The organism is Sphingobacterium sp. SGL-16 (assembly GCF_011043515.1).
Lineage (GTDB): Bacteria > Bacteroidota > Bacteroidia > Sphingobacteriales > Sphingobacteriaceae > Sphingobacterium > Sphingobacterium litopenaei.
The window spans coordinates 37,932-49,995 of sequence record NZ_JAAKGQ010000014.1 but is presented as its reverse complement, the minus strand read 5'-3'; the positions used below and the strand labels follow the sequence as shown (position 1 = coordinate 49,995).

12 protein-coding genes are annotated in these 12,064 nt (G+C 34.9%); 6 read left to right on the top strand and 6 right to left on the bottom strand.

The window, feature by feature from the left end:
- Positions 1 to 29: 29 nt before the first annotated feature.
- The 5 genes from G5B32_RS06990 (at position 30) to G5B32_RS06970 (ending at position 5,719) form a co-directional block, all read left to right on the top strand.
- Positions 30 to 443 (top strand): response regulator, encoded by a 414-nt coding sequence (locus tag G5B32_RS06990; RefSeq protein WP_165290829.1) that lies wholly within the window; start codon positions 30 to 32, stop codon positions 441 to 443.
- Positions 444 to 518: 75 nt separating this feature from the next.
- Positions 519 to 1,331 carry a hypothetical protein gene (locus tag G5B32_RS06985; RefSeq protein ID WP_165290828.1) on the top strand — a complete coding sequence of 271 codons (813 nt, stop codon included), beginning with the start codon at positions 519 to 521 and terminating at the stop codon, positions 1,329 to 1,331.
- A 25-nt stretch (positions 1,332 to 1,356) separates the two neighbouring features.
- Positions 1,357 to 2,445: a ThiF family adenylyltransferase gene (locus G5B32_RS06980; RefSeq protein WP_165290827.1), complete on the top strand. Its 1,089-nt coding sequence runs from the start codon at positions 1,357 to 1,359 to the stop codon at positions 2,443 to 2,445.
- 18 nt (positions 2,446 to 2,463) lie between these two features.
- On the top strand, positions 2,464 to 4,623 hold the full coding sequence (locus G5B32_RS17455) for a 7TM diverse intracellular signaling domain-containing protein (protein ID WP_165290826.1): 2,160 nt from the start codon (positions 2,464 to 2,466) through the stop codon (positions 4,621 to 4,623).
- 13 nt (positions 4,624 to 4,636) lie between these two features.
- Positions 4,637 to 5,719 carry a hybrid sensor histidine kinase/response regulator gene (locus G5B32_RS06970; protein WP_223815390.1) on the top strand — a complete coding sequence of 361 codons (1,083 nt, stop codon included), beginning with the start codon at positions 4,637 to 4,639 and terminating at the stop codon, positions 5,717 to 5,719.
- A gap of 8 nt (positions 5,720 to 5,727) precedes the next feature.
- Here G5B32_RS06970 and G5B32_RS06965 read toward each other — a convergent pair whose 3' ends face one another.
- From G5B32_RS06965 to G5B32_RS06940, 6 genes are all read right to left on the bottom strand, one after another.
- Positions 5,728 to 6,186 (bottom strand): response regulator, encoded by a 459-nt coding sequence (locus G5B32_RS06965; protein WP_165290825.1) that lies wholly within the window; start codon positions 6,184 to 6,186, stop codon positions 5,728 to 5,730.
- 143 nt (positions 6,187 to 6,329) lie between these two features.
- Positions 6,330 to 6,962: a hypothetical protein gene (locus G5B32_RS06960; protein WP_165290824.1), complete on the bottom strand. Its 633-nt coding sequence runs from the start codon at positions 6,960 to 6,962 to the stop codon at positions 6,330 to 6,332.
- Between the two features lie 59 nt (positions 6,963 to 7,021).
- Positions 7,022 to 7,576, bottom strand: a complete 555-nt coding sequence (locus tag G5B32_RS06955) for a DUF4256 domain-containing protein (RefSeq protein ID WP_165290823.1) — start codon at positions 7,574 to 7,576, stop codon at positions 7,022 to 7,024.
- Between the two features lie 146 nt (positions 7,577 to 7,722).
- The gene (locus G5B32_RS06950; protein ID WP_223815391.1) at positions 7,723 to 8,103 is read right to left on the bottom strand and encodes a DUF423 domain-containing protein; all 381 of its coding nucleotides are present in this window, start codon (positions 8,101 to 8,103) and stop codon (positions 7,723 to 7,725) included.
- On the bottom strand, positions 8,103 to 8,783 hold the full coding sequence (locus G5B32_RS06945; RefSeq protein WP_165290822.1) for a thioredoxin domain-containing protein: 681 nt from the start codon (positions 8,781 to 8,783) through the stop codon (positions 8,103 to 8,105). Before G5B32_RS06945 ends, G5B32_RS06950 begins: the two co-directional genes overlap by 1 nt.
- 50 nt (positions 8,784 to 8,833) lie before the next feature.
- Entirely contained in the window at positions 8,834 to 10,996 is a 2,163-nt protein-coding gene (locus tag G5B32_RS06940; RefSeq protein WP_165290821.1) for a S46 family peptidase, read from the bottom strand.
- A 126-nt stretch (positions 10,997 to 11,122) separates the two neighbouring features.
- Between G5B32_RS06940 and G5B32_RS06935 the strand changes: the two genes are divergently transcribed.
- Positions 11,123 to 12,064 (top strand): hydrogen peroxide-inducible genes activator, encoded by a 942-nt coding sequence (locus G5B32_RS06935; RefSeq protein WP_165290820.1) that lies wholly within the window; start codon positions 11,123 to 11,125, stop codon positions 12,062 to 12,064.

Sequence of the window (12,064 nt, the reverse complement as noted above, 5' to 3'; positions counted from 1 at the left end):
ATAAATTAGTACAAAAGGGATTACTACCTATGAGTTCAATGCGCGTAACGCTAGTAGAAGATAACGCTATCTTCTGTTTCTTATTTAAAAAATTTCTGGAAGATTATCCTTCTAGAAAGATAGATGTGGAAGTTTTTTCGGACGGTAAAAAAGCTTGGGATCATTTTTTGTCGATAAAAGATGCGCCTAATTTATATCCTGATATGGTTTTCATTGATATTAATATGCCATTTATGAATGGTTGGGAATTAGTAGAAAACCTGGTGGTTAATAGCTTTGAATTTATTCATACCGCACCGATATACATAGTTAGTTCTTCAAAAAGTTCATTAGATATAGGAAAATTACAAGAATATAAATTCATCAAAGAATATATAATCAAACCGATTGATAGGGAAGGGATTTATCAGATTTTGGATAAATATAACGAGAATCTATTATAACCGTATGGATTGTTAATGAAGTAGCTTTGTTGACATTCAATATATTATACATTTCATTTTATTGATTATTTTAAAGTGGCACTAGTATTCAAAGAAGGAAGGCCTGTAGTACGATTAAGAGCTTTTAGAGCTATAGATGATCCGAAAACTTGCGAACGCTTTATTGCGGGGCATGAACACGTCCTCACAGCGATTGGCGTAAAAAAAGTTACTTCATCCAAAAACGATTGGATGTATAATCCCGCCGCATTTGTACTTATTGTAGAATCATTAGACGGTGAAAACGTCTATGGTGGTGCGCGTATACATGTAGCTGGAGGTAATCAACCTCTTCCTATTGAGGAAGCTACTGGAAAGATGGATCCTAAGATTTTTGATTTGGTATGGGAGTACGGACAAGAAGGAACTGGCGAAGGTTGCGGTCTTTGGAACTCGCGAGAAATTGCTGGATACGGAATTGGCAGTATTTTTTTGACAAGAGCTGCTATCGCGATTGCTCCTCATATAGGCATCAAATCCTTGTTCGCCTTATGTGCTCCTTATACTATCAATCTTACAAAAAGTGTAGGATATAGGCAGGAAACTGGTGTAGGAAATAATGGTACATTTTATTATCCCAAATTGGATCTCTTAGCGACAACAATGATTTTGGAGGATGTTAATACCTTGGAATTGGCTTCCGAGGAAGATAAGAATGCAATTTTAGCCTTACGTAATACCCAAAATTGCACTCGAATCGAAATGTTACGTTCCAAGGAAATTGAAATTCAATATCAACTGGAACTTGATCTTAAAGGAAGTTGGGATATCAATGAGGTGATAGCCAATGCTCCTAGAAGAGCTGGATTGGATAAGTATGCGGAGGACAGCGATATTCAAATAATGTAACTAAACAAATATTGACGCTATAAATATGAAAGACATCTTGGAAAACCAATTTCCTTATAAACCTACTTTCTTCCGTATTTCGAATAAAGAAGAAAAGGACGCTTTGAATGACCTTAAAAAAATAGGTGATATTGCTTTTACGTACGATGAAATTGAAAGACAGATTAAAGAATTAATTCGTTGCCGTTTCCCGATGGGCGTGAGTGAGCAAGAAGCGGAAGTGTTACGAAAAGAAATTCTAGGAAATAAAACTGTCGAGGAGTTTGGTGTCTGGGTATATTATCCTTGGAGAAAGTCATTGGTTCATATTCTGGATGAGAGGGAGTTTATTGAGGTAAGAACAAATCGTAATCAGCTAAAAATTTCTAAAGAAGAACAACAGAAGTTAGCTTCTAAAAAGATTGGTGTAATTGGTTTGTCTGTAGGACAGTCTATAGCACTAACCATTGCGATGGAGCGTATTTGTGGAAGTTTAAGGTTAGCTGATTTTGATTCGCTGGATTTGAGCAATATGAATAGACTTCGTGCGGGGGTTTTCAATCTTTCGGTACCCAAAGTAGTCATTGCAGCACGAGAAATTGCAGAGATAGATCCTTTTCTTGATGTAGAAATCTATCCGGAAGGTGTCGCAGAAAATAATTTTGAGGCTTTTTTGAAAGGCAACGGAGGCGTAGATGTATTAGTTGAGGTGTGCGATAGTTTTGAAGTCAAAATAAAAAGTAGATTAGAAGCGCGTAAAGCTGGTATTCCTGTTGTGATGGATACCAATGATAAAGGAATGTTGGATATTGAGCGATTTGATTTGGAACCTGGAAGGCCCTTGTTTCATGGTTTAGCGGATGGATTAACAGCGGAAAAACTTTCTACATTATCCCCAGAAGAAAAAATGGGCTATCTGATGAAAATAGTGAATGCTGCTAATCTTTCGAACAGGATGAAACAATCTCTACCAGAAATAAATAAATCATTAGCATCATGGCCACAATTGGCCTCTGAGGTGTTTCTAGGAGGGGCTATTACCACTACAGTATGTCGTGAAATATTACTGGGACATTCTGTCCCATCTGCAAGACATTATGTCGATGTAGAAAGTTTGATAAGAACTGAGGAATAATCTATATACAATCTTCCTATGAATTTTAGAGTTATTCTTTTAGTTATATTAATATTCGCGTCTTATTTAAACGCATTTGCTTATAGTCCCGTTGTTTTCTCAAAAGAAAGTAATGGCAAATATATAGGTAAAAATATTTCTATTTTAAAGGATCCTACGCGAACACTCTCTTTTGAACAGATTGTTCAAATGGGAAATAAGTTTGTTGATAGTAATCAAGATGTACCTAACCTGGGTGTGGATGGTTCGAATAATTGGATTCGTTTTTCGGTAAAAAATGTTTGCGATATAGACGATTTAGTTATTAATCTTTCCCAAGTTGGTATTGATGAAGTAGTCTTTTATTGGGTTCATAATGGCAAAGTCGATAGTTTAAATGCAGATGCGAGGATATCTAGAAAGAAATTTGAATTCCATCATCAATTCTACCTATTTGAAGTTCCGGTTAAAAAAGGTGAACAAGTAGAATGTTATTTAAAACTTTTTAATCATACACAGCTTTCTGCACCGATTTCTATCCATAGTCCCGAAAGCTTGTTTGATACTTTATTGCAATCGGATATTTTCTCGGCAATATATATAGGTCTCATGCTTTCCATGATTCTCTATAATATTTTTCTTTATTTCTCCACACGAGAATCACATTATTTCACCTATGTAAACTATATCTTTTGGGTAGTAGTAGCACAATTGGCCATTCTAGGATTATTGGAGCCACTGTTGGCTATAGAAAGCACTTGGATTAAAAGTCGCCTTTTAACTTTGACTGGAGCTCTTTCTGGATTGGCAGCGATATTTTTCGTTAAGTCATTTTTACAAACGAAAGAGGAATCTCCAAGATTCAATAAGCTATTGAATATTTTTATAGGTGGTTACCTTATCGCTATTGGATTATTACTCGCGGGAATAATAACTCCAGCCTACAAAATGGTCAATATTGTTGCTGGTGGAGGATCTACGATCGTATTGGTATTAGCTTTTCGATTGTCTCGCGAGAAATATCGACAGACAAAATATTTTCTTTTTGCATGGTGTATATTTTTAATTAGTGTATTAGTGTATGTGCTCAAAGATTTTAATGTGTTACCGTACAACTTTTTTACTTTACGTTCTATTCAAGTAGGGTCGGTAATTGAGGCAATTCTCCTGTCATTCGCCCTTGGGGATAAAATAAATGTCTATCGCAAAGAGAAAGAAGAATCCCAATCCAAAGCACTTAAAATACTACTGGACAATGAACGATTAATTAGAGAGCAGAATGTAATGTTAGAACAAAAAGTAGAAGAACGCACGCGAGAATTGACGGAAAGTAATGAGTCTTTGCAAACAACGCTTACGCATTTGAAAGAAACACAATCTCAACTGGTGGAAGCGGAAAAAATGGCATCATTAGGTCAGCTTACAGCGGGCGTGGCGCATGAAATAAACAATCCAATCAATTTTGTAACCTCCAACGTAGCTCCTTTGCGTCGAGATATAGATATGATTTGGGAAGCCATTAAAGAATTCGAAAGCTTAGCATTGAACGCAGAGCTGTCTTTTGAAGAAAAATCTACTTGGATTCAAAAATATAAGCATGAGCTCGATATGGACTACCTAAAGACAGAGGTGGAATTCTTGCTTAAGGGTATGCACGAAGGAGCAAGTCGCACGGCAGAGATTGTGAAAAGTTTAAGGGTATTCTCACGAGTAGATGAAGATACTTTAAAATTTGCCGATATCAACGAAGGTGTAGAATCGACGATGGTCATCTTGAATAGTTTAGTTAAAGATAAAATCAAGGTGAGCAAATCCTATGGTGATATCCCTTTTGTGGAATGTTACGCAGGGAAATTGAATCAAGTGTTTCTAAATATCCTTTCGAATGCTATATATGCCATTGATAAGAAATTTTCAGAAGATTATGGGGGCGAATTACAAATAACTACAGGTCTGTACGAGGATGGTAATTCTATATTCATCAAGATAGCTGATAATGGAATAGGTATACCTGAAGATATCAAGAATAGAATTTTCGAACCATTCTTTACAACCAAAGATGTGGGTGAAGGGACAGGACTGGGCATGTCTATTGCATACAATACGGTAGACAAGCACAATGGAAAAATATTAATTGAGTCTGAAGTAGGCGAAGGAACGACTTTTATTATCGTTATTCCAATAAAGCAGACTGTTTAGTTAAATGAGTATTATGGAAAAAGTTGAAATCTTGTATGTTGATGATGAGGTAAATAACCTGTTGGGATTTAAAGCAAATTTCAGATTGGATTACATCATCCATATAGCTTCCAACACAAAGGAAGCAGAAAAAATATTAGCAGAGAATCCTAATATAAGAATCATTTTCTGTGATCAACGTATGCCTGATGAATTGGGGGTAGATTTTCTTGCGCGAGTAAGAAAGGAATATCCTCGACCAATACGCATTCTACTGACTGCATATGCAGATATGAGTGTAGTTATTGATGCCATCAACAGAGGAAATATATTCAAATTCGTTCGTAAACCTTGGATCAATGAAGATATTATCTCTTCTATAGAAGAAGCTAATAAGTTTTACATCGCAACCTCTTTATTAGATGTTCGCAATGAAGAATTGCAAAAAGCGTATGATGAATTGGATAAGTTTGCCTACAGTATTAGCCATGATCTTAGAGATCCATTGACTGGTGTTTTGTCTGCGATTACGTATGCTTTAGGCTATGATAAAGTGAAAGATATTCATGAACTGTTGAAGATGATGCAAGGCTCTATATTGAAGCTTGATCAATATATCGACAGTTTAAGGGATTATTATTTATTGCGAAGAGGAGAGTTGCTTTTAAAAGATATTGATTTTAATGAAGTCGCTAATAATCTGAGGGAATTTTATCAAGTATCCGTAGAGCGAACGCAAATTGATTTTAAAGTTGAAGTAGATCAACCTACTAATTTCAAAAGTGATATTTCTTTAATTGAGCTTATCATGCACAATTTATTGAGTAATGCTTTCAAATACCAAAGAGAAGGCGAAGCTAATAAATTTATACATGTAACAATAAAAGTAGCTAAAGGAATAGCCACCATTGAAGTAAAAGATAATGGTATTGGTATTCCAACAGAGGCTAAAGAAGAAATTTTTAAATTATTTTATAGAGCGAGCAATCAGTCACAAGGTATGGGATTTGGATTATACAATGTGAATACCGCTCTAATCAAGATCAAGGGAACTATACAAGTCGAATCTGAATTAGGAAAAGGAACTAAATTTACTATTCAGATTCCTAGTAAATAGCTTTTCTATTAAGACAAAAGCTTTTGTCTTAATAGAAATTCCAATTGTTCATTTGATACTTCCAGCTGCGAAAATTTTTCCATTGTGGATTTCCGATCTGAATAGATTTGATAAGCGCGTTGAATCGTATCATCCAATTCTTCTTCGCTCCATGGTTTAGTCAGATAATGAAAGATTTTTCCTTTGTTGACAGCATCTATTACTGCTCCCATGTCCGTATAGCCAGTTAGCAAAATACGTATTGGCTCCGCATTGATATCTATAACCTTTTCTAAAAATTCAACACCTGTCATTTCTGGCATTCTCTGATCGGTAATAATGATGTCGATAGGCGTTGATTTAATAATTTCTAATGCTTCATTACCACTAATAGCGGTATGTACATTATACTTAAGACGGAAAGTAGCTTTGAAAGAAAACAAGTTGTTTTCTTCATCGTCTACATAAAGCACAGATATTTTGCTCATATGTTTGTTCAATAGATAGAATACTTTAGTAAAAATGGGTTTTACATTCAGTCTTGCAATATACACAAAATATTGTATTTTAATAAAATTTTAGTGCCTTCTGTTGATAATCAATGAGTTGTGTGGATTATATTAAGTGACTTTTAATTTAAATGATGATCATTAGTTTGCTTTTTGACTGCTAATGGTTTTGCGGATAATACGATTTTCTGTATGAGTATAGAAATAATAATGATTATCACAATCTCTAAATAGGAGAGTATACTTCTCGTATTTGTCATGCTCAAGACTTCATCTAACTTATTTTTTCCTTCATCGACCTGAATAGAAGATAACTTTTTTAGGATTTGAAGTGCTTCTACACTTTGCTGCAAAGCTTCTTGATTTTTTAATGTAGTAGTGGGTTTCTTCATCTCAGTGATGAGAGAAGTGAATCTTGTAAAATTATCTTTTTCTATTTCTGTCAGATAAGTCTTATCATATTTGATATTTATCGAATCAATCTGATCAAGAATAGTTTTAACATCTTTAGTGACTGAAAGATCATTAGATTGAAGATGATGGATAATTTCTTCAACATGGTAAGAAAGTAGTAAGATATAATTGCCAACCACGACTCTATCTTCGTAAATAGAAGTTACTGTCTCGTTTACTCTTTTGATCATCATGCGTTCCTGAAGATTAGTCAAAAGAATCAAACAAAGTACGGAGAAAACTAGCGTTGTGGTTTTAATTTTGTTTTGGGCATTAAAGCCTAATTTTTTGAATAGCATCATCAGATTTCTTTTACTTATCAGGAAATATTGAACAGATGGATAGTTATTTGGAGTGAAAATTACACGCGAAGAAAACCTCTAAAACCTCTAACGCCATAATATGAATCAGCGCCATTGTGGTAAATAAATAGGCGACCAAATCTTTTATCTCCAAAAAGTGCTCCGCCGCGATCCCGTATTTCTTTCGGAGTTTTAATCCAGCTGGAGGTCTTGAGATCAAATTCTCCAAATTTTTGTAATTCAAAATATTGATTCTCATCTAGCAATTCTATTCCTATTTCCTCAGCCATATTGATTGCCGAATTTTCTGGTTTATATTGCTTTCGTGCTTCTAATGCTTCGTGATCATAGCAAATACTGCGTCTTCCTTTCGGCGTTTCTGTAACACAATCTACAAATACTATTTCATTGTCATTACCTTCCCAGCAAATGACATCAGGTTCGCCACCTGTTTCTTCCATTCTGAATAATATACTTAGTTTTAGAGGACTATCTTTTAATTTTTTATAGACTTCTTCCCATTTCACTTCGGGATGACGGTGGGAATTTTTGTGAAATCTTTTTTCCAGAATATTTAATAAATCGGTTTCTTGCTGTATATCTAAAGTTTTCATTGGTTATTAGACTTTTATTTTTTTATTAAGATATCATTCAATATACAAATCTGCTCGCAAAATATAGATGATTATAGAATTATTATTGAAAGTTTATTAATGATTATAAAGGTCTTAACGAAAAATATAAGCGAAAGGCTTTCTTCTTATTTCAAAAATGAGATCAATAATGCTCCCCATCCAATGATCATTAAAAGTCCTCCCAGGGGAGTAATGGGACCCAAGAATTTCAAATTCTTTTTCCAATATTCGGCGAATGACAGAAAGTAAATGCTAAAAGAGAAAAGAATCGTTCCTGCGGTAATACCATATACAGCTAGGCGTTCACTATAAATATCAAAATTTAATTGAAATCCAAGAATCAGTAAAATCAATGTCGAATACATTTGATAACGAACACCTACTTCAAAAGATGCTAACTTTTCGGCTGAAATAAGTTTCTTGAATGCATGAGCACCAAAAGCGCCTAAGATGATGGCACTACTTCCAAATAATGTAGCGATAATAAGTGTAGCAGTATTCATCATTATTTTAATTTTTTCTCTAAAGTTTTAAGAGTAGTTAAACCAGATTTTGACCAAGTTTTTTGGCCATCTTTAAATATATACAATTGGGGAATTCCTGAGATTCCCAGTTGCTTAAGTAAATCTTTGTTTTCATCGGCGTCAATCTTGATTACCTTCAAATTATCTGCTTGCTTTTGAGCTATTTTATCAATTATTGGAGCCAATTCTTTGCAAGGAGCACACCACTCCGCATAGAAGTTAACAAGCACTTTTGGATGACTTTTTGTTAGAGATTCGTACGCGTCAAGGTTGATTCCTGTTGTTTTTTCGTTGGCAGATACTAAAGGTAGATTTGATGCTTCCCATTTCATTATTCCTCCTTCAATATCAAATACTTCGAAACCTTTTTCCGACAAATATTGTGCAGCTTTATTGGAACGTCCACCAGACAAACAATACACATAAACTGGCTTTTTCTTATCTAATTTGCTAGCTAAAGCATCAAAGTTTTCTTTATCATTCCAATTAATATGGATAGAATTTTTAAGATGCTTCTTGCTGTATTCTTCATCAGTTCGTACATCAACGAGCTGAACATCTTCGTTATTTATTTTTTGTAAAGCTTCCGTATTTGCAATTTTGGTTTGCCCAAACGTCATTAGACTACAAAACAAACCAGCTATTGTAATGATATATTTCATGCTTAAGTCTTTTATAGTATAAGAGGTGCCATTCAGCACCTCTTCCAATTTTAAATTCCCATTTCTTTAATGATGAATTGTGCATTGTCAATTTTGTCAGCAATCCACAAGACATAGCGAATGTCGACTCCGATAGAACGACTGTAACTTTCGTTCCAAGCGAAATCATTAATTGTCGCATCATAAGAACGGTCAAAATTCACACCGATTAGTTCTCCGTATGCGTTCATGATTGGCGAACCTGAATTTCCTCCTGTAGTATCCATATTGTATAAGATATTTACAGGGACATCATTAGTTCCTTTTCTTACATATGGACCGAAGTTTTTGGCTAACCATGCTTCTTTAATAGGTTGTGGGTAGTTAAATTCAGGATCTCCAGAATTACCTTTTTCTATAAGACCTTTTACTGTCGTGAACGGAGACATATAGGTAGCATCAGCAGGGCTATATCCTTTTATATTTCCAAAAGTCAAGCGTAAAGTCGAGTTAGCATCAGGAATAAAGTTTTTCGATTGAAAAACTTCTTTTACAGCCACATAATCTCCCATAAGTCGATTTAAAACTCCTTCACGACGTTTTAATTCATCTTTGAAAATGCTGTGTTCGGCATCCAATTCCTGTTGGATAGTTAGAATGTCATCTGAATACGATAATAATGTATTAGCATCTCTTAAAACAGAATTATAAAGACTTTCTGCAGAATTCAATTTAGAATTATCTACTGCATTTTTAATGAATCCAGCAGCTGCATCATCGGAAGAGAAATTTCTTTTTGCGATTGTTTCTACACGATGTTTATCCGTCAATGCCATTGCGTCAGCAAACATTTTTGCAGCAATATTTTTATCAACATCTACATTATAGCTCTCGTAAATAGCATTAAGCTGTTTTTTTACATTGGCAATATTCAAATCAAAAACTTGCTGACGATTGCTTGCTGAAGTTTGTTTTATCAATGCATTCTTGAATGAATTAATCACATTCGCAACTTGCATTGTACGAATTCCCGAATACAAATTATTAAACCATAACTCGCGCAAAGCATCAGAGAAAACCAATTGATAATGTTGGTCAATATCCTGCATCAATGAGCCATATTTGCTTTTCAATTCTGGTTTAGAATTGATGAAATTCTCTAGCTCTTGGTCTTCTTTTTTCTTTGTGCCAATTAAATCAATATTTCGTAAACCTTTAAGTTTTCCTCGGTAATTTTTCATCACATTGGCATTACGCTTAATGCGCGTTGCTAATGCTAATTCCGTTGCTTTATCATTTTTACCCGCTAAAGCCATTTGCTGATTTTGAAAATCATACAATTCAGAAGTGAATGGTAACAAGAATTTTTGTTGGTATTCTATAAACTGTGCTGGTCTGTGTCTGAATGTACGACCTGGATAACCTAAAATAAACACAAAATCATTTTCTTCTACGCCTTTAGGATTTACCTTCAAGTATTTTTTAGGTTTATAGGGTACATTATCTTTAGAATACTTAGCAGGTTTTCCGTCAGGACCTACATAAGCTCTCAAAAATGAAAAATCTCCTGTATGTCTTGGCCACACCCAGTTGTCCGTTTCACCGCCAAATTCTCCAATATCTTGGCGTGGAATATATACGAGACGCACATCTTCAATAGTTTTGTATCGGAATAGGACGTATGTTTTTCCGATAAACATTTCCGACACTTCAGCTTTGATGCTTGGATCTTTGGCTTCAGCTTCTTTTGCAATTTGCTCACGCAATTTTGTGATGGTGTTGATACGTTTAATAGGGTCGGAGATGTTTGCTACGGCATTTAAAATACGTACTGAAACATCTTCATAAGAATCTGTAATGCGAATCGTCAATCCTTTCGCTTCTATTTCTTGCTCTTGAGAACGGGCTACAAAACCATTTTCTAAATAATTATGCTCAGGCGTAGAAGCCAATTGTACCGCGCTAAATGCACAGTGATGATTCGTGATAATAAGCCCACTGCCCGATACGAAAGAACCAGAACATCCTGAAACTTGTACTAAAGCATCGACTAGACCAATTTGTCCCGGATTGTAAATATCTTTTTCACTAATTTTCAAACCGGCTTTTTTCAATCCTGCACGGCTCAATTCGCTCAAAGGAAACATTCCTTCGTCTGGTATAGAGGCTGTAAATACAGACGCTGATCCAAACAAAAGCGCGATTAAAGCTGCTGACTTAAGATTTAATTTCATATTTAAATGTATTTTCTCAAAAATACGAATTCTTTTATAAGCATTTAAAAAGATACGAGAAGAATAGCTTTTGTTAATGTGTTTTACTTATAGGTTTCTTACCTTTGTATAAGAAAAATTTATAGAATGACTTTAGTTCAACTGGAATATATTGTTGCGGTGGATACGTATAGAAGTTTTGTCGCAGCAGCAGAAAAATGTTTTGTAACTCAGCCCACACTGAGTATGCAAATCCAAAAGTTGGAAGAATCCCTTGGTGTTAAGATTTTTGATCGCAGTAGACAGCCTGTTGTGCCAACAGAAGTGGGATTGAAAATCATTGAGCAGGCACGCGTAGTGTTGATGGAAAGCAAAAAAATCAATGAAATTTTACAGGAGAAAAAGGGGGAGTTAGAAGGTGAACTTCGTGTAGGCGTAATTCCTACGGTTGCACCATATTTGCTTCCGGATGTCATTACTGCTTTCTTAAAAAAGTATCCTAAAGTTAAATTGCAAATTTGGGAATATACAACCGAACGTATTGTGCAGGAATTGAAACAAGGGATTTTGGACTGTGGGATTCTTTCTACGCCTTTGACAGATAACAATATCGTTGAAACTCCCATTTTCTATGAAACTTTTGTAGCATATGTCTCGGAAAAAAGTAATCTTTTTCAAAAGAAAATCTTAAGCACGGATGATATTGCCGACGAGAAATTATGGTTGCTTAATGAAGGGCACTGTATGCGTGGTCAGGTGTTGAATATCTGCAACTATAAGCACAATTATGGTTTGGAAGGAACTTTTGAATACAATACCGGTTCCGTGGAGACATTGAAGCGTATGGTAGATATTAATTCAGGTATTACTATCTTACCCGAGTTGAGTATTATGAATTACAATGAAGATGAATTAACTCATGTTCGGTATTTCAAAGCACCAGAACCAGTTCGTGAAATTTCAGTTGTGACGACGCAAAACTTTGTCAAGAAACAAGCTGTTAATACTTTAATTAGGGAAATATTGGAAATCGTTCCAGAGCGTTTCAAATCTAAAAAGAAGAAAGAAGTCATGGGCTTTGATCTGTAA